Here is a 17,812-nt window from a genome sequence, read left to right as displayed (position 1 = left end):
AATGAGCGAATTAAAAGGAAAAATTGATTTTACATTATTTGTGAGTGCAACGAATGCAAATCCCAATGGAGATCCACTGAACGGAAACCGTCCGAGAATTAATCTGGATGGATATGGGGAAATTTCAGATGTCTGCATTAAACGAAAAATCCGAAACCGCCTGCAGGATCTGGGACAGAAAATTTTCGTGCAGTCAGATGACAGAACGGACGACTCATTCAAGAGTCTGAAGGAGCGCGCAGATGGTTGCGAGGAGCTTAAAAAACAGATGGGAAATAAGAAAGATGCGAGCAGAGATCTCTGCGCACAGATTGCATGCAGGGAGTGGATCGATGTGAGAGCATTTGGACAGGTTTTTGCATTTAAAGGAATTCCAGTATCCTTTGGCGTACGCGGTCCGGTGTCGATTCATCAGGCAGTAAGTCTGTCTCCGATTGATATCATGAGTATGCAAATCACCAAGAGCGTAAACAGCGAGGCCGGAAAAGAAGGAAAGGCATCTGATACGATGGGAACGAAACATAGAGTTGGGTTTGCTGTATACAAGGTGATGGGAAGTGTCAATGTGCAGCTCGCGGAAAAGACGGGCTTTACCCAGGAGGATGCTGAGATACTGAAAGAAGCACTCATGACATTGTTTGAAAATGATGCATCGTCAGCACGTCCGGAAGGAAGTATGGAGGTATGCCGGATGTATTGGTGGCAGCACGAGGAAAAAACACCGGCTATTTCGAGTGGAAAGATCCAGAGAGGATTTGACTGGAATAAAGATTTAGATCATCCGAGAAGCTTTAAGGATTATGATATTACCTGGAATGTAGAAGGATGCAGAGAACCGGAGATTTTTGATTTTGTCTAAAGATACGGTCGTTTTCCGTGAGGGGTGAATTGGAATGTATGATGAGGATGATTATCTGCAGTTGTCAGGAATTCAACATTTTGCATTCTGCCGGCGCCAATGGGCACTTGCATATATCGAGATGCAGTGGCAGGAGAATGTCCGCACGGTAGAGGGAAAGATTCTTCATGAAAATGCACATGATCCGGGTCTCAAAGAAAAAAGAGGAGATCTGCTGATTGTGCGTGCGATGCCGGTTCACTCCTGCGAAATGGGAGTGAGCGGCGAGTGCGATGTGGTGGAATTTCATCGGGTGAAAGAGGGGATTTCACTGCATGGAAAAGAAGGATTTTATCGTGTAGTGCCAATAGAATATAAGCGGGGAAAACCAAAAGAAGGAGAAGAGGATATCCTGCAGTTGGCAGCGCAGGCGTTTTGTCTGGAAGAAATGCTGTGTTGTGAAATCGAGTATGGATATCTTTATTACGGTGAAGTCCGCAGACGCCATAAGGTAGAATTTGATAATGCAATCCGGGAAAAAGTGAAGCAGATATTTGCAGAAATGCATAAGTATTATGAACAACAGTATACACCGAAAGTAAAAATAAGCAGGAAATGTAATGCATGTTCCTTGAAAGATATTTGTCTGCCGGTTTTAAATAAGAATAAATTGGTTGCGGAATACATTACCAAGAGAATGCAGGAAGAGGAAAATCTATGAAAAGATTGCTGAATACCTTGTATATTACTTCTGGAAATCGTTATCTTTCACTTGATGGGGAAAATGTCGTAGTAATGGAGGATAAAAAGGAAATAGGAAGAATCCCTTTACATAATTTACAGGCGATCGTGACCTTTGGCTATACAGGAGCGAGTCCGGCATTAATGGGGGCGTGTGCGCAAAGAGACATTGAATTATCCTTTATGTCCGGAAATGGCCGTTTTCTGGCGAGAGTCAGCGGAGAAGAAAAGGGAAATGTGACACTGCGAAAAACACAATACCGCATCAGTGAGAAAAAAGAAGAAAGCGTCAAAATAGCAAAGAATTTTATTCTTGGCAAGGTCTATAATGCCAGGTGGGTGCTCGAGAGAGCCGCCAGAGATTACAGTATGCGGCTGGATGCAGAATTGCTTAAGAAAAAATCAGCTTTTCTGGGGCAGAGTATGAATAAAATCAGAGAATGTGAAGATGCGGGAACACTTTTAGGACTGGAAGGAGAAGCTGCATCGGTATATTTTTCCGCTTTTGATGAACTTATTCTGCAGCAGAAAGAGGATTTTTATTTTCATGGAAGAAATAAGAGACCACCGTTAGATAATGTGAATGCGATGCTTTCGTTTGGATATTCTTTACTGGCAGGAATGTGCGGCGGGACGCTGGAAGCAGTGGGCCTGGATCCATATGTTGGATTTTTCCACACAGATCGTCCGGGACGAATGTCATTGGCGCTGGATCTGATGGAAGAATTTCGTAGCGTTATGGTAGATCGGTTTGTTCTGACACTTATCAACAAGAGGATTATGAAGCCAGAATATTTTTTAACTAAGGAAAACGGTGCCGTTATTATGACGGAGGAGGGACGAAAAGCCTTTCTTAGTGCATGGCAGGGAAAAAAACAGGAGATGATTACGCATCCATTTTTAGGCGAAAAGATCGAGTGGGGAATGGTTCCATATGCACAGAGCATGCTGCTGGCACGTTTCCTGCGAGGGGATCTGGATGAATATCCGCCATTTTTGTGGAAGTAGGTGATTTTTAATGCTGGTGCTGATCACATATGATGTAAATACACAAACCGTAGCAGGCAGAACGCGATTGCGCAAGGTAGCAAAAGAATGTACCAATTACGGCCAGCGAGTCCAAAATTCTGTCTTCGAGTGCCAGATGGATGCGGCTAAGTGCCGACAGGTAAAAGATATACTAGAAAAAATCATAGATAAAGAGACCGATAGTTTGCGGTTTTACTATTTGGGTGAAAAGTACAAAAACAAAGTAGAACATGTTGGTGCAAAAGCGGTATTTGACGTGATGGACACACTGATTCTGTAGTGCGAATGCCAAGTGCACAGAAAAAAGCAGGAAGATTCGCACTTGAAATTTAAAGGATTTTTGCTGAAAAGATAGAATTTGGGGGAGGAGGGAGATGAAATGAGGAAGAAAATATAGAGATATTGAATAAGCATAGCCGCGATTTAGAAGAAAAATTTGTCTAAATTTGCCGTCGCCCTCCGTGAGGGCGTGAGTTGAAATATGCTGTTCTTGATCCAGGAGTTATACAGGAGGGTCGCCCTCCGTGAGGGCGTGAGTTGAAATATTCACGTTCTATCTAGGTTTCAAGGTTGGAGAAGGTCGCCCTCCGTGAGGGCGTGAGTTGAAATTTCAATCAATCCGCCTTCTGTTCCCCATTTCGGGGTCGCCCTCCGTGAGGGCGTGAGTTGAAATAAATATATACTTTTAAGGTTTTTACTTTAGCGATCGTCGCCCTCCGTGAGGGCGTGAGTTGAAATTTTCATGGACGTTTTACGACCATGAAAACGCACGGTGTCGCCCTCCGTGAGGGCGTGAGTTGAAATACCTGGCTTCTCAACAACATCGCAAAGGAATTCGTCGCCCTCCGTGAGGGCGTGAGTTGAAATATATCTCTGTTCGCCGCAGCGATTTCTCTGTTCGTCGCCCTCCGTGAGGGCGTGAGTTGAAATAACACATCCGATTATTACACTAAGTCGGAAGTTGGTCGCCCTCCGTGAGGGCGTGAGTTGAAATTTTCGATATCTATCTTATCACGATCGGCATCGAAAGTCGCCCTCCGTGAGGGCGTGAGTTGAAATACTTTTTAATGACATTTCTTGCAAGGCGTGTATCGTCGCCCTCCGTGAGGGCGTGAGTTGAAATGTGTACTCGATTGCACCATTTCCGAGAACGTACGGTCGCCCTCCGTGAGGGCGTGAGTTGAAATATCAAGTCGGCGAGGAGAGGACAACCCAGAACGTCGTCGCCCTCCGTGAGGGCGTGAGTTGAAATGCTTTTGATTTTCTACCTGCGCACATAATCACAGTCGCCCTCCGTGAGGGCGTGAGTTGAAATAACTCACAGCTTGCGGACATCCAGGCGAAGTACGAGTCGCCCTCCGTGAGGGCGTGAGTTGAAATACGATCTCCTTTTTTTCGATTCCGCTGATACTCCGTCGCCCTCCGTGAGGGCGTGAGTTGAAATTTCCGTTAAGGTAACAGTATGAATGAGGACGATTTGTCGCCCTCCGTGAGGGCGTGAGTTGAAATATGGCTTTCGTGGCGGCGATGTTTTCGAAGGATGGTCGCCCTCCGTGAGGGCGTGAGTTGAAATAACAGAAAAGGACAAATCAAAGTATCGGTAGATTGTCGCCCTCCGTGAGGGCGTGAGTTGAAATTCGTGTTATGATCCGCAAGCCGGAATGGGCTGCGTCGCCCTCCGTGAGGGCGTGAGTTGAAATATGATTTTTTTGAAGGAATGTATGTGGAACTGACCGTCGCCCTCCGTGAGGGCGTGAGTTGAAATCCATTGTACGCATAGTTCAGCGCAAATGTAGTTGTCGCCCTCCGTGAGGGCGTGAGTTGAAATTAAAACCGGAGTAGACGGTGTGATCAGCAATCAGTCGCCCTCCGTGAGGGCGTGAGTTGAAATATCGGCGTGGGAAGAAAAACAATCAATAACAGGGTCGCCCTCCGTGAGGGCGTGAGTTGAAATAAAATCTGCGCAGACCAATTTGAACAGCTTGGAACGTCGCCCTCCGTGAGGGCGTGAGTTGAAATCACAGTAGTCTGCTATCTGGTAGGCATGATGATGGTCGCCCTCCGTGAGGGCGTGAGTTGAAATGAGAAGCCCGCCTTATAGCCGATTTGAGATAATAGTCGCCCTCCGTGAGGGCGTGAGTTGAAATATCTGAAATGAAATTATCATGTACGCCAGTTTCGTCGCCCTCCGTGAGGGCGTGAGTTGAAATAAAAGTTACCCGGTCGCGAAACAGGTGGCGCGGATGTCGCCCTCCGTGAGGGCGTGAGTTGAAATAAGTTCACTTGAAAAAAGTGTCGGCGGAGTTAATGTCGCCCTCCGTGAGGGCGTGAGTTGAAATGGCTATGCAGGGCGGCAAAATGGTGTCTAAATCCTCGTCGCCCTCCGTGAGGGCGTGAGTTGAAATGCTGATGCATAAATCCTTGCCTGTTCCAGAAAGGTGTCGCCCTCCGTGAGGGCGTGAGTTGAAATATGATGAGGAACGGATCAAGGATCCTGAAACTGAAGTCGCCCTCCGTGAGGGCGTGAGTTGAAATTCGTCGCGGTTGTGCTTGCCCTGGGAAGCGTTGGTCGCCCTCCGTGAGGGCGTGAGTTGAAATATTTTGGCGTTGTTATAACCGTCAAGTTTTCCTTGTCGCCCTCCATGAGGGCGTGAGTTGAAATATGGAAGTCTGCGTCACTTCCGTTCCGACTGCAATGTCGCCCTCCGTGAGGGCGTGAGTTGAAATGCAGAATAACTCGGAGAATGAACTTGAGGTCATCGTCGCCCTCCGTGAGGGCGTGAGTTGAAATGCGTCAAATGCTCTGAACAAGCTGAACGTCAAAATGTCGCCCTCCGTGAGGGCGTGAGTTGAAATACAATTCTATATATATCGGAACGATACACGTACCGTCGCCCTCCGTGAGGGCGTGAGTTGAAATTAAAGAAAATGAACGAAAATTACTTTTCAGTAGCGTCGCCCTCCGTGAGGGCGTGAGTTGAAATATATTCGGCTTAACTCGCGTGTGCGCGATTGGGAGTCGCCCTCCGTGAGGGCGTGAGTTGAAATGATGTGGGATCGGGCTATGCGTTCCAGGACCAGGGGTCGCCCTCCGTGAGGGCGTGAGTTGAAATTTCAGTATCCGAAAATGGGTGGAATATGGCTGTGTCGCCCTCCGTGAGGGCGTGAGTTGAAATGTATAATCTGCATAATGGTTGGGGCTGCCGCTGTCGCCCTCCGTGAGGGCGTGAGTTGAAATGCGCTGTTCTGCGGTACATTCCGGGCAGTACCGCGTCGCCCTCCGTGAGGGCGTGAGTTGAAATAACCGGGAGTGGGCCGGAAAAGTAAAAGTGGCAGAGTCGCCCTCCGTGAGGGCGTGAGTTGAAATATATAAATTGATGAATAACTATGTGTATGAGATGTCGCCCTCCGTGAGGGCGTGAGTTGAAATGGCTAACCTATGCTTGATATAAATTTGAAACCACGTCGCCCTCCGTGAGGGCGTGAGTTGAAATAATGAGGGCGCAGCGCCAGTTTCCGATAAAAGAGTCGCCCTCCGTGAGGGCGTGAGTTGAAGTACGTAAAAAGGTGGGATAACGCAACCACCAGTTTTGTCGCCCTCCGTGAGTTGAATCTTCAAACATTGGCGGAATTATTTAGGGTATGATGTATCACACTTCGTGAGTTGAAATAACAGCAGTTATTCTGCAAGCAGAGGAGCGTTCTCTCAGGAGTGAAATGTGTTTGACACGAAAGGCAAACAATGTTAATCTATAACTAGCGTAAGTGATAACTAACCGCTCATGTATTCGCCAAGAACCATGGGCGGCTATTTTTCTATTTATTATTCGATAAGAAAGGAGGAAAATTATGAAGAGTCCATTTAAAATATTTTGGATCGTACTCGGCTTTCTGTGCCTGGGATTTGGCACCATCGGCATTGTGCTTCCGATTCTGCCGACAGTTCCATTCTATATGGCGACCCTGTTCTGCTTTGCGAAAAGTTCGGAGCGGCTGCACAGCTGGTTTATTGGAACTCAATTATATAAGAAGCATCTCGACAGCTTCGTACAGCATCGGGCGATGACGGTAGGAACGAAATGTAAAATTATCGGGATGGTAACGGTTGTGATGGCGATCGGCTTTTTTGCTATGAAGAATGTGCCGATCGGAAGAATCTGTATTGCTGTGGTATGGATGTGCCATATTTTGTATTTCTTCCTGCGGGTCAAAACCGTAAAAACAGAAGATCATATCCTAGGAGAAACAAAATGAACAAAGTAGAAAAAAAGCGGCAGAAAGAACAGTACGTCGTGGAAGAGATGATCCGCCTGTACTGCCGGAAGAACCATGGAAAAGAGGGGCATGCATCCGGCGGAATGTGTCCGGAATGTCAGAAATTAGCGGACTATGCAAAACAGCGGAGCCAGAAATGTCCCTTCATGGAACAGAAAACATTCTGCGCAAACTGCAAAGTACACTGCTACAAGCCGGAAATGCGGGAAAAGATCCGCGCCGTTATGCGGTTTTCGGGGCCGAGGATGCTGCTGTATCATCCGATTTTAGCTATCTGGCATTTGATTTGCAGCATGAGAGAGAAGCGAAAAGCAAAAGCATAAAAGAGAGGTACTTATGATTAAAACAAGACTGGTGGGGCTGCTGTCCCACGCGAAAAAGTATATCGTGTACACGATTCTGTGGCAGTGGGCGGCGCTTCTGTCGCAGGTGATCGCGGTATTTACGGTCGCCGATCTGCTGGAACGGGTCGTGTATGGTGCGGTAACGGCAGCGGCTGTGAAACGGACGATTTTTACACTGGCAATTGTTGTTGTGATCCGCTTTTTCTGCGAGCGGATGGGCGCGCGGTCGTCGTATCTTGCGTGTGTGGATGTGAAACGGATTCTGCGTGAGAAAATTTATGAGAAAATGCTGAAACTGGGGGCATCCTACAGCGAACAGGTATCATCCTCGGAGGTCGTACAGGTATCCACGGAAGGCGTGGAGCAGCTCGAAACCTATTTTGGAAAGTATCTTCCGCAGCTGTTCTACAGCCTGATTGCGCCGCTCACCTTGTTTGTGATCCTCTGCCGGGTGAGCATGAAAGCGAGCGTGATTCTTCTGATCTGTGTGCCGCTGATCCCGATTTCGATTGTGGTTGTGCAGAAGATTGCGAAGAAGCTGCTGAACAAATACTGGAGCATTTACACCGGCCTTGGCGATTCCTTCCTTGAAAATCTGCAGGGTCTGACGACATTAAAAATTTATCAGGCCGACCAGCAGAAAGCCGACGAGATGGATGTGGAATCCCAGAACTTCCGCCGGATCACGATGAAAGTTCTGACGATGCAGCTCAACTCAACGAGCGTGATGGACATCGTAGCATACGGCGGCGCGGCGGTTGGCATGGCGGTGGCGGTATCGGAATTTCTGAAAGGAAACCTCACCGTGTCCGGCACGCTCTGCATTGTGCTGCTGGCGAGTGAGTTTTTCCTGCCGCTGCGTCTGCTCGGATCGTTCTTCCACATTGCGATGAACGGCATGGCGGCGAGTGACAAGATTTTCAAAATCCTTGATCTGCCGGAGCCGCAGGCGGGAGAACGGACGCTGCCGGACGGACCGCTGGATGTTGTGTTGGAGGATGTGCATTTTTCCTATGAAGAAGACCGGGAAATCTTAAAAGGCATTGACCTTACACTCCCGGCGGGCAGTTTTGTATCGCTGGTCGGCGAATCCGGCTGCGGAAAGAGTACGATTGCGGGTATCCTTGCGGCAAAGAACCGTGGATATACAGGGCGCATCACCCTGGGCGGTGTGCCGCTCTCGGAAGTCGCTGAGACGGATCTGATGAAGCACGTTGTTCTGGTCCGCCACAACAGTTACTTATTTAAAGGAACCGTAGAAGAGAACCTGCGCATGGCGAAACCGGATGCGACGAAGGAGGAGATGGAGGCGGTTCTGCAGAAAGTCAATCTGCTGGGATTCTTACAGACACAGAACGGACTGCAGACAGAGCTTCTCGAAAAAGCGGGAAACCTCTCCGGCGGCCAGTGCCAGCGTCTTGTGATTGCGCGGGCGCTGCTTCGGAGCGACAGTGCGGTGTATATCTTTGATGAAGCCGCATCGAATATTGATGTCGAGAGTGAAGAGCTGATCATGAATGTGATTCATGAACTCGCAAAGACGAAAACGGTATTGCTGATTTCCCACCGCCTTGCGAACGTCGTACAGTCAGATCAGATTTATTTCCTGAAAAACGGTACCATCTGCGAGCGTGGAACGCATGCGGAACTGATGGAACAGAACGGCGCATACCGTCATCTGTACGACAGCCAGATGGTACTGGAAAACTATGGAAAGCAGGGGAATGCATGATGAACGAGAAGAAAAATACAGCAAAACGCAGAAGCGCCCTCCGGATTATGGGAAGCCTGATCGGGCTGGTGAAGCCATTGCTTCATATTATGATGGCGGCAATTATTCTTGGAACAATGGGATATTTATGTGCGATCTTCCTGACGATTCTGGCAGGACAGGTCATCATGCACGGCTTACTGACGGGCGTGGCAGGGACGAGCCTTTCGGTGCAAAACATGTGGCTTGTACATACCCCGGTAAAAACGATACTCACGGTGATGATCGTGATCGCGGTGCTGCGCGGCATTCTGCATTATGCGGAGCAGTACTGCAACCACTTTATTGCTTTTAAACTGCTGGCGATCATCCGCCATAAAGTGTTTGCAGCTTTGCGGAAGCTCTGCCCGGCGAAGCTGGAAGGACGGGACAAAGGAAATCTGATTTCGATTATCACAACCGATATCGAACTTCTGGAAGTATTCTATGCGCATACGATTTCCCCGATTGCGATTGCAGCATTAACTTCTCTGATTATGGTATGCTTCATTGGAAGATACCATGTTCTGACAGGGCTGCTTGCACTTACGGCGTATCTGACGGTCAGCGTTGTGATCCCGATGTGGAACGGAAAGCGCGGAAGCCAGAAAGGAATGGAGTTCCGGACAGGCTTTGGCGAGCTGAACAGCTTCGTGCTGGATTCCCTGCGTGGCCTCGACGAGACGATTCAGTACGGACAGGGCGAAAAACGGAAAGAGCAGATGTCAGGGCGGTCGAAAGAACTGGCTTCTGTGCAGGAAAACTTAAGCCGCATGGAAGGCTCCCAGCGGTCTGTCACCAACATGGTGATTCTTCTGGCATCGTTCGGCATGCTGGCACTGACGATCTATCTTTACACGAAAGGCGGGATCGGATTTGAGGGAGTCCTGACCTGCACAGTCGCGATGATGGGTTCCTTCGGCCCGGTCGTGGCGCTGTCCAGCCTGTCGAATAACCTGAATCAGACGCTGGCAAGCGGCGAGCGCGTGCTTTCCCTTCTCGAGGAAGCGCCGCTGGTGGAGGAAATTCCGGGAGATACGGCATTCGGCGGTGACCACGCATTTGCAGGAGCCGAGGCGCAGAATGTAACGTTTGCCTACGAAGACGAGACGATCCTGGATCAGTATTCGCTGAAACTGGAACCGGGAAAAATCACCGGCATCCACGGCGCGAGCGGTTCCGGAAAATCGACGATCTTAAAACTTCTGATGCGCTTCTGGGATGTCCAGACGGGGCGCGTTTCCGTGGACGGAGCCGATGTCCGCGAAATCCCGACGAAGCATCTGCGCGATATGGAAAGCTATGTGACGCAGGAGACACATCTGTTCCACGATTCGATTGCGAACAATATCGCTATTGCAAAACCCGGCGCGACGCGGGAAGAAATTATGGAGGCGGCGAAGAAGGCGTCCATACATGATTTCATCATGACACTGCCAAACGGCTACGACACCGAAGTCGGAGAACTCGGCGATACGCTGTCCGGCGGAGAAAAACAGCGGATCGGTATCGCGCGGGCATTCCTGCATGACGCATCCATGATCCTGCTGGACGAGCCGACATCGAATCTTGATTCCTTAAATGAAGGAATTATTCTGAAATCCCTGAAAGAATCGGCAGAAGAGAAAACCATTGTGCTCGTATCGCACAGAGTGTCCACGATGAACGTCGCGGATGTGGTATATGAAATGGAAAATGGCCGGATTTCCTGATTTTACAGCACTTGACAGAGAAAAGACGATGTGCTACACTAACAGTCGTTAAAGAAAAGACAATTAAATATCGATGTGTAAGGTGTCGGACATACGTGTCCGGTGAAAAGGGAAGCAGGTGTGAATCCTGCACGAACTCGTCACCGTATTTTGCAAGCAGGGGAATGATCCACTGGGAAACCGGGAAGGAGACCGATGCGCTGGAGTCAAATCCTGAAGCAATGAGCCGGGAGACCTGCCTTTCGCAGTACAGGAACGTTACGTTCGTGCCACGAGGAACTGGCAGTACAAAACAGGAAAGCGGACATTTGCCCCACAGCGGGTGAGATGGTTTTCTTTGTGATGAAAATACTGGAAGCCCCTCGTTGAAAAACGAAAGGGCTTCTTTCTATTTACGCGGGCAACGAGCCAAAGTCCGTGCTTGCACGAGACCTTAGCGACTGCCGCGATAACTTGAGAAACTCGCGGAGCGTGTTTCTCATAGTTTGAAATGTAAGACGTCCCCGATATTGGTTGTTGCAAAGATACCAGCAAATGGGAGGAAAACAAAAATGAAAAAGAAACTTGTAGTCGCTTTAATTTCAGCAGCTATGGTAACATCTATGCTCGGCGCATGCGGAAGCAGCAACGCATCCAGCAGCAGCGCAAGCAGCACAGCAACAAGCAGCGTAAGTGCATCTTCCGCATCTGAGGAAGACACCACAGCAGCAAGCAGCAGCGTAAGCGCATCTTCTGCATCTGAAGAGGTATCCGCAGATGCAGACCAGGAGGCAGCAGATAAAGTGGCAGCTTTGATTGACGCAATTTATGTACAGGAAAGAAATGATAACACCGACGAGCAGTGCAAAGAAGCAAAAGAGGCATGGGATGCCCTGACAGACGCGCAGAAGGAACTTGTAGAAGGAGAGAACGCAGATCCGGATTACTTCGGAAGAGACACAGGGGATGCTTCCAAGGATGATCCGTTAAACGGAGACGAGATCGGCGAGAATGAGCTTCTGGTTGTAAGCTTTGGTACTTCCTTCAACGACAGCCGTGCTGAGGATATCGGAGGCGTTGAGAAAGCTCTGCAGGCTGCATATCCGGACTGGTCCGTAAGACGTGCCTTCACTGCACAGATCATCATCAACCATGTACAGGCCCGCGATGACGAGAAGATCGACAACGTAGATCAGGCACTGGAAAGAGCTGTAAGCAATGGCGTGAAAAAACTGATTATTCAGCCGACTCATCTGATGCACGGCGCAGAGTACGACGAGCTGAAAGAAGCAGTAGATAGCTATAAAGATAAATTTGAGTCCGTAACCATCGCAGAGCCGCTGCTTGGCGAGGTTGGAAGTGACGCTACCGTAATCAACGAGGACAAACAGGCCGTTGCAGAAGCAATCACGGCACAGGCAGTAAAATCTGCAAATTATGACAGTCTGGATGCAGCAGCAGAGGACGGCACTGCTTTCGTATTTATGGGACATGGTACTTCCCACAATGCAAAAGTAACTTACAGCCAGATGCAGACACAGATGGATACTCTTGGATACAAAAACGTATTCATCGGAACCGTTGAGGGCGAGCCGGAAGAGACCGCCTGCGAGAATGTGATCGAGGCAGTAAAAGCAGCCGGATACAAGAAAGTAATTCTTCGTCCGCTGATGGTTGTTGCAGGTGATCACGCAAACAACGATATGGCAGGCGAGGATGAGGATTCCTGGAAGAGCCAGTTTGAGGCATCCGGTGCATTCGATGAGATCAACACTCAGATCGAAGGTCTTGGAAGAATTGATGCTGTTGAGCAGCTGTATGTACAGCACACCAAGGCAGCTATGGACGGCAACGGCGTTCAGGACGATGCTGAATAATTAGGGGTTGTATTCCGAACGTAAAATAGAGTAAAATAAGATCCGGCAGTACGGCTGAAGAGACTCAGTGTGCTGTCGGATTTTAAGTTGAGCGGATGAAAAAGATCCGCTTCAAGGTGATACAAGGAGGAATTTTATTATGAGAAAAAAATTGGCAGTTCTTTTTCTTGGAGCAGCACTGACTGTATCCATGCTCGGCGCATGTGGCGGAAAGGATGCAGCGTCATCTTCTGCATCTGCAGTATCTGCGTCTTCTGCGGCAGACGCATCTTCCGCTTCTGTACAGGATGCATCTAAGGCAGAGAGCAGTACATCCACATCAGATGTTTCAGCAGAAAGCGCATCGGCAGCGGAGACTGCAGGAGAAAGCAGCGCATCAGAGCTGGAAGACGGTACGTATACGGCAGACTTCAATACAGACAGCAATATGTTCCATGTCAATGAAGCAAAAGAAGGAAAGGGTGTCCTGACGGTAAAAGACGGAAAAATGACCATCCACGTCAGCCTGGTATCCAAAAACATTGTCAATGTCTTTGGGGGAACAAAAGAAGAAGCACAGGCAGACGGCGCAGAGCTGATCGAGCCGACCACAGATGAGGTAACGTATTCTGACGGAACCACAGATGAAGTGTACGGCTTTGATATCCCGGTAGAAAAACTGGACGAGGATTTCAATGTTGCGATCATTGGTAAAAAAGGAACCTGGTATGATCATGTAGTCAGCGTATCCAATCCGGTACCGCAGGAGTAATCCCGGAAGAAAACAAAAGATATCCACAGAAGGCGAACCATTTTGCACCGTCTGTCCACAGAAATTGTGGAAAGAGAGGGGAAAAGCGGTTCGCCTTTGTGGATATCTTTTCTTATTTTTCCGGAAACAGTTTGCGGAACAGAAAACGGATGAAGGGTCCGCAGTACATGAGCTGCCAGAAGAAGGCAACCGGGAAGTTTAAAAACGTGGTCTGGAGCCAGACAGCAACGAATTCCTTTCCGGCATTTTTAAACAGCAGCGTTGCAATAAAACTCATAATCGGACACATAATAGCAATAATCATAATGGAAATTGCCAGCGTGATTACGATCGGACGATCCTGCGGTGTTACCATGCAAAAAGCTAATTTGTGAGCCAGATGATCCACGAGGAAAAACTCGAGGATAAAAGCGGCCGGCCACATGATTATCATCTCGTGAAACGCCATCAGAAAGACCTGATTTGTCATTCCGCCGATGTTCATGGAAATGTTGTAGCAGATCATGGCATAGACCATCAGAAAGGACATCATGAGGGTAAATACAATGTTTTGAAATTTTGTTTTTGGCATCGATTGTTCTCCTTTTCTTTGCAATTTTGAAAAATGGGCGCAAAAAAGACACATGTGTTGTTCGTTAACCAAGCAATGCACTTGTGCCGTTTCCAATCTGATACCAATCTTTTCTGCAGTTTTTAATTTTGAACCGTCGATTATTATAACGTCTCCGGCGGCGTTTGGCAAGAGGAAATTGAGAAATTTTTAAAAAAGACAGATAAACAAGAAAATTCGATGCGTGCTGGAAGCACGGTTTGGCGAATGGTGCGGGGAACGGCACCGGCGGGAAAAAGAATGGATTGCGAAACGGGAGCGGGATTGCTACAATAGAACATAGTGAAAACAAAGAGAAAACGCAAAAGGAAATCAATATTATGTCAGAGATCAGAAAAATCGAAAACTTTGCGGAGCCGGAGCTCGACGTGTATGCGCGTCTTTCAGAACCGCAGTTATTGCACTATTATGAACCGCAGCCAGGCCTTTTTCTTGCGGAGAGTCCGCGTGTCATCGAGCGTGCGCTGGATGCCGGATATGAACCGGTTTCGTTCCTTGCCGGAAGCGCAGAGCTTGCCGCAAACGAAGCACTCTTTGCGCACTGCCCGAACGCGCCGGTCTATACAGCAGAGACGAAGGTGCTGGAACAGCTCACAGGCTTTGCCCTCACGCGCGGCATGCTCTGCGCGATGCACCGCCGCACGCTTCCGGCTATGGAGGAAATCTGCCGGAATGCCCGCCGCGTGGCGATTCTGGAAAATGTCGTGAACCCGACGAATGTCGGTGCGATTTTCCGTTCTGCCGCCGCGCTTGGCATCGATGCCGTGCTCCTCACATCAGGCTGCAGCAACCCGCTGTACCGCCGCGCCATCCGCGTGAGCATGGGAAATGTCTTCCAGGTCCCGTGGACCGTGCTGCCAGGCGGCAGTTACTGGCCGGAGCAGGGAATTGCTGCACTGCAGGAACTTGGATTTTATACCGTTGCGATGGCATTAAAAGAAGACTCCGTTCCGATGGATGATCCGTCGTTGAAAACGCATGAAAAGCTCGCCATTCTGCTCGGAACCGAGGGTGACGGACTGGCAAGTGATACGATCGCTGAAACAGATGCAACCGTGCTGATTCCGATGACACACGGTGTGGATTCACTGAACGTCGCTGCGGCGAGCGCTGTCGCATTCTGGGAGCTGGCGGGAAGAAGATAAAGATGTTCCGTCGGTACCGGAGATTACGGAATAAAAATAGGATCAGAGATAGATTTTCGGGATGCATATTTTGATGCATCCCTTTTTGAATTTACGGATTTTGAAATTCCTTCCGATACATCTGCGGCGTACATCCCACTTTGCTTCGGAACTGCCGGTTGAAGTTGGAAAGGTTGCGGAAACCATTGTCGTACGCGATTTCGGACACACTCCGCGTCGTACTGCGCAGCGCCTCGCAGGCGGCTTTGATCCGAAACTGTGTCAGATATTCAACGGCCCCGAGTCCGAAGGTCTGCTTAAAACAGCTCATAAAATAGCTTTTGCTCAAATGCGACAGCCTGGCAAGTTCCTCTATGGTAATCGGGTCGGCGAAGTGCTCCTGGATATAGGCGAGCACAGGCCGCAGGTTTTCAGCAGACGCAGGCATGGCGGGACGATCGGTGCAGAGTTCTGGCGATGCGGCGAGCAGATAGAAGAAGCGGAGCAGCTCACTTTTCAGCAGAAGATCGGAGACAGCAGAGTTTTCACGGATGCAGCGGAAAATCTGCTGGACGGATGCAGAAAGTGCAGCATAACTGGAATGTTCGGGTGAAATCGGTGCCTGGATGCGGCGCCGGGCGGAGAAAAACGGCTGCAGAATTTCCGTGTAGCTGCGGTCGTCATACCCGCCGATCAGCATATTCTTGTGGAAAACAATCGTATCATAAAACATCGACTCCTGCTCGGCGGGCAGAATGGCATGTACGAGGTTCGGCTGAATCAGAAAAATATCACCGGCATGCGCCGTAAGCAGACGGTCCTCATACTGAAAATACCCCGTTCCGCGTTTGATATAATTCAGCTCCATCTCCCCGTGCCAGTGCAGCGGTACGCCGGGAAAATAGTCGGGCATCCGGCAGTCATAATAACTGTAGGGAACCTGCATGGAGCCGTGCTGGCGTTTTTCTTTCGCAGCAGAAAGCATCATAAAATCCTCCTCCAAAAAGCATGTCCGTAAAATGCCGGAAATGGCAGAGCGCGGCATGCATAAAATCATAGAATAGTATTAGAATGAAATAGGAAATTACTGGTATTTCAGCGGATACAGTAGTAATATATCATATAGAAACACTTGCTGCAACGACGAAAATACAGCAGAAATAAGAGCGAAAGAGGAAAAGAAAAAATGTCAAAATGGTTAGATAACGCAGTATTTTATGAGATTTACCCGCAGTCCTTCAACGACACCAACGCCGACGGAATCGGAGATTTCCAGGGTATCATTGAAAAATTAGACTACATCAAGGAGCTGGGCTGCAACGCCATCTGGATCAACCCGTGCTTCCTGTCCCCATTCGGTGATGCAGGATACGATGTCGCAGATTACTGCCGCGTTGCACCGCGCTACGGAACGAATGAGGATCTGAAGAGAGTTTTCGAAGAAGCACACAAACGTGACATGCACGTTCTGCTCGACCTGGTTCCGGGCCATACATCTGTTGAGCATCCATGGTTCAAAGAATCCATGAAAGCAGACCGCAATGAATTTACAGACCGCTACGTATGGACCAATAACGTATGGGAAGCACCGGAAGGAATGGGAAGCCTGCGCGGCATTTCCGAGCGTGACGGCGCCTGCGCCATCAACTTCTTCTCCAACCAGCCGGCCCTGAACTACGGCTTTTATCAGCCGGATCCGGAAAAACCGTGGCAGCAGTCCTTTGATGATGAGGGACCGCAGGCAACGCTGGCAGCGATGGAAGATGTCATGAGATTCTGGCTGAACATGGGCTGCGACGGCTTCCGTGTCGATATGGCGGGCTCCCTGGTAAAGAACGATCAGGAAGGCAAAGGAACCATCCGCCTGTGGCAGCAGGTACGGAAATTCCTCGACGCCGAGTTCCCGGATGCAGCCATGGTATCCGAGTGGGGCGAGCCGGACAAATCCTTACAGGGCGGCTTCCACATGGACTTCCTGCTTCACTTTGGACCGTCCCATTACAACGATCTGTTCCGCTGCGATGAGCCATTCTTCTCCAAACGCGGAAAAGGAGATATCTCTGAGTTTGTAGAGACCTACAAAACCAACTACAATAAGACCGCACAGAAAGGCCTGATCTGCATCCCGTCCGGAAACCATGATATGGACCGTCTGGCACGCCGTCTGCAGGGGGATGAGCTGAAAATTGCTTTCGCTTTCCTTCTTTCCATGCCAGGTGCGCCGTTCATCTACTACGGTGATGAAATCGGTATGCGCTACGTCGAAGGCCTGAAATCCGTTGAGGGCGGATACAACCGCACCGGTTCCCGTTCTCCGATGCAGTGGGATGACAGCACCAACGCAGGATTTTCCAGCGCACCGGCCAGCGACCTCTACATCACCATGGATCCGGGCAAAGACCGTCCGACTGCAAAAGCACAGATGGCCGATCCGGATTCCCTGTACCACGAAGTTAAAAAACTCATCCAGATCCGCCAGAGCAGCAAAGCACTCTTAAGCCGCGGAACCATCGAGTTCGTTTATGCAGAGAAAAACCAGTATCCGCTGGCATACGTCCGTGAGGCTGAGGGTGAAAAAGTCCTCGTCATCATCAACCCATCCGACAAAGAGCAGTCCTTCCCATACAGTGCAGAGCTGAAGGATGCCCTCTACACGATCGGAGGAAAAGCAGAATCCAAAGACGGAACCATCACCATCCCGGCACAGTCCGCAGGATTCTATCATATCTGATCGAAAATAAAAATGACAGGGAGATCCAATCGAATTTTTTCGGAGGATCTC

Annotated in this window: 14 protein-coding genes, 1 CRISPR repeat array and 1 riboswitch; of the genes, 12 read left to right on the top strand and 2 right to left on the bottom strand. The window is 49.3% G+C overall.

Annotation, left to right across the window (positions count from 1 at the left end; translation table 11 throughout):
- Position 1 precedes the first annotated feature (1 nt).
- From cas7c to DXD02_RS03225, 10 genes are all read left to right on the top strand, one after another.
- Positions 2-859, top strand: coding sequence for a type I-C CRISPR-associated protein Cas7/Csd2 (gene cas7c / locus DXD02_RS03270; RefSeq protein ID WP_117761001.1), 858 nt, complete (start codon positions 2-4; stop codon positions 857-859).
- 34 nt (positions 860-893) lie between these two features.
- On the top strand, positions 894-1,559 hold the full coding sequence (gene cas4, locus DXD02_RS03265; protein WP_199691632.1) for a CRISPR-associated protein Cas4: 666 nt from the start codon (positions 894-896) through the stop codon (positions 1,557-1,559).
- Positions 1,556-2,587: a type I-C CRISPR-associated endonuclease Cas1c gene (gene cas1c, locus DXD02_RS03260; protein WP_118666377.1), complete on the top strand. Its 1,032-nt coding sequence runs from the start codon at positions 1,556-1,558 to the stop codon at positions 2,585-2,587. The genes cas4 and cas1c overlap by 4 nt, the downstream gene beginning before the upstream one ends.
- Positions 2,588-2,597: 10 nt before the next feature.
- Positions 2,598-2,888 carry a CRISPR-associated endonuclease Cas2 gene (cas2, locus tag DXD02_RS03255; protein WP_117761005.1) on the top strand — a complete coding sequence of 97 codons (291 nt, stop codon included), beginning with the start codon at positions 2,598-2,600 and terminating at the stop codon, positions 2,886-2,888.
- A 171-nt stretch (positions 2,889-3,059) separates the two neighbouring features.
- Positions 3,060-6,165: a CRISPR direct-repeat array (repeat unit 30 nt; unit sequence GTCGCCCTCCGTGAGGGCGTGAGTTGAAAT).
- Positions 6,166-6,457: 292 nt separating this feature from the next.
- Complete coding sequence (locus DXD02_RS03250) at positions 6,458-6,862, top strand: YbaN family protein (protein WP_055227396.1); 405 nt, start codon at positions 6,458-6,460, stop codon at positions 6,860-6,862.
- Positions 6,859-7,206 carry a nitrous oxide-stimulated promoter family protein gene (locus DXD02_RS03245; protein ID WP_022462170.1) on the top strand — a complete coding sequence of 116 codons (348 nt, stop codon included), beginning with the start codon at positions 6,859-6,861 and terminating at the stop codon, positions 7,204-7,206. Before DXD02_RS03250 ends, DXD02_RS03245 begins: the two co-directional genes overlap by 4 nt.
- Before the next feature lie 13 nt (positions 7,207-7,219).
- Positions 7,220-8,959: an ABC transporter ATP-binding protein/permease gene (locus tag DXD02_RS03240; protein WP_118666376.1), complete on the top strand. Its 1,740-nt coding sequence runs from the start codon at positions 7,220-7,222 to the stop codon at positions 8,957-8,959.
- A complete protein-coding gene (locus DXD02_RS03235) occupies positions 8,959-10,689 on the top strand; it encodes an amino acid ABC transporter ATP-binding/permease protein (protein ID WP_118666425.1) in 1,731 nt (576 codons plus the stop codon). Before DXD02_RS03240 ends, DXD02_RS03235 begins: the two co-directional genes overlap by 1 nt.
- A 63-nt stretch (positions 10,690-10,752) precedes the next feature.
- A riboswitch (cobalamin riboswitch) is annotated at positions 10,753-10,946 on the top strand.
- A 294-nt stretch (positions 10,947-11,240) separates the two neighbouring features.
- On the top strand, positions 11,241-12,545 hold the full coding sequence (locus tag DXD02_RS03230) for a sirohydrochlorin cobaltochelatase (RefSeq protein WP_117761012.1): 1,305 nt from the start codon (positions 11,241-11,243) through the stop codon (positions 12,543-12,545).
- 139 nt (positions 12,546-12,684) lie between these two features.
- Positions 12,685-13,296, top strand: coding sequence for a hypothetical protein (locus DXD02_RS03225; protein WP_118666375.1), 612 nt, complete (start codon positions 12,685-12,687; stop codon positions 13,294-13,296).
- A 112-nt stretch (positions 13,297-13,408) separates the two neighbouring features.
- On the opposite strand, the gene DXD02_RS03220 is transcribed toward DXD02_RS03225, so the two are convergent.
- Positions 13,409-13,867 carry a DUF2798 domain-containing protein gene (locus tag DXD02_RS03220; protein WP_118666374.1) on the bottom strand — a complete coding sequence of 153 codons (459 nt, stop codon included), beginning with the start codon at positions 13,865-13,867 and terminating at the stop codon, positions 13,409-13,411.
- A 359-nt stretch (positions 13,868-14,226) separates the two neighbouring features.
- Between DXD02_RS03220 and DXD02_RS03215 the strand changes: the two genes are divergently transcribed.
- Positions 14,227-15,051: a TrmH family RNA methyltransferase gene (locus tag DXD02_RS03215; protein WP_118666373.1), complete on the top strand. Its 825-nt coding sequence runs from the start codon at positions 14,227-14,229 to the stop codon at positions 15,049-15,051.
- Positions 15,052-15,142: 91 nt separating this feature from the next.
- Here DXD02_RS03215 and DXD02_RS03210 read toward each other — a convergent pair whose 3' ends face one another.
- Entirely contained in the window at positions 15,143-16,018 is an 876-nt protein-coding gene (locus DXD02_RS03210) for an AraC family transcriptional regulator (protein ID WP_158580110.1), read from the bottom strand.
- A 198-nt stretch (positions 16,019-16,216) separates the two neighbouring features.
- On the opposite strand from DXD02_RS03210, the gene DXD02_RS03205 reads away from it, so the two are divergent.
- Positions 16,217-17,761 (top strand): alpha-amylase family glycosyl hydrolase, encoded by a 1,545-nt coding sequence (locus DXD02_RS03205; protein ID WP_117761016.1) that lies wholly within the window; start codon positions 16,217-16,219, stop codon positions 17,759-17,761.
- Positions 17,762-17,812: the final 51 nt, after the last annotated feature.

The sequence above is a fragment of the Blautia sp. TF10-30 genome (assembly GCF_003481245.1).
In the GTDB taxonomy this organism is placed as follows: Bacteria; Bacillota; Clostridia; order Lachnospirales; family Lachnospiraceae; genus Fusicatenibacter; species Fusicatenibacter saccharivorans.
Note: the sequence above shows the minus strand (reverse complement) of the source record. Positions and strands in the feature narration are given on the sequence as shown.

What these genes read in the sequence shown, in the direction of transcription:
- cas7c (WP_117761001.1), top strand. Translation starts at nt 2, where the DNA reads ATGAGCGAATTAAAAGGAAAAATTGATTTTACATTATTTGTGAGTGCA.
- cas4 (WP_199691632.1), top strand. Translation starts at nt 894, where the DNA reads ATGTATGATGAGGATGATTATCTGCAGTTGTCAGGAATTCAACATTTT.
- cas1c (WP_118666377.1), top strand. Translation starts at nt 1,556, where the DNA reads ATGAAAAGATTGCTGAATACCTTGTATATTACTTCTGGAAATCGTTAT.
- cas2 (WP_117761005.1), top strand. Translation starts at nt 2,598, where the DNA reads ATGCTGGTGCTGATCACATATGATGTAAATACACAAACCGTAGCAGGC.
- DXD02_RS03250 (WP_055227396.1), top strand. Translation starts at nt 6,458, where the DNA reads ATGAAGAGTCCATTTAAAATATTTTGGATCGTACTCGGCTTTCTGTGC.
- DXD02_RS03245 (WP_022462170.1), top strand. Translation starts at nt 6,859, where the DNA reads ATGAACAAAGTAGAAAAAAAGCGGCAGAAAGAACAGTACGTCGTGGAA.
- DXD02_RS03240 (WP_118666376.1), top strand. Translation starts at nt 7,220, where the DNA reads ATGATTAAAACAAGACTGGTGGGGCTGCTGTCCCACGCGAAAAAGTAT.
- DXD02_RS03235 (WP_118666425.1), top strand. Translation starts at nt 8,959, where the DNA reads ATGAACGAGAAGAAAAATACAGCAAAACGCAGAAGCGCCCTCCGGATT.
- DXD02_RS03230 (WP_117761012.1), top strand. Translation starts at nt 11,241, where the DNA reads ATGAAAAAGAAACTTGTAGTCGCTTTAATTTCAGCAGCTATGGTAACA.
- DXD02_RS03225 (WP_118666375.1), top strand. Translation starts at nt 12,685, where the DNA reads ATGAGAAAAAAATTGGCAGTTCTTTTTCTTGGAGCAGCACTGACTGTA.
- DXD02_RS03220 (WP_118666374.1), bottom strand. Translation starts at nt 13,867, where the DNA reads ATGCCAAAAACAAAATTTCAAAACATTGTATTTACCCTCATGATGTCC.
- DXD02_RS03215 (WP_118666373.1), top strand. Translation starts at nt 14,227, where the DNA reads ATGTCAGAGATCAGAAAAATCGAAAACTTTGCGGAGCCGGAGCTCGAC.
- DXD02_RS03210 (WP_158580110.1), bottom strand. Translation starts at nt 16,018, where the DNA reads ATGATGCTTTCTGCTGCGAAAGAAAAACGCCAGCACGGCTCCATGCAG.
- DXD02_RS03205 (WP_117761016.1), top strand. Translation starts at nt 16,217, where the DNA reads ATGTCAAAATGGTTAGATAACGCAGTATTTTATGAGATTTACCCGCAG.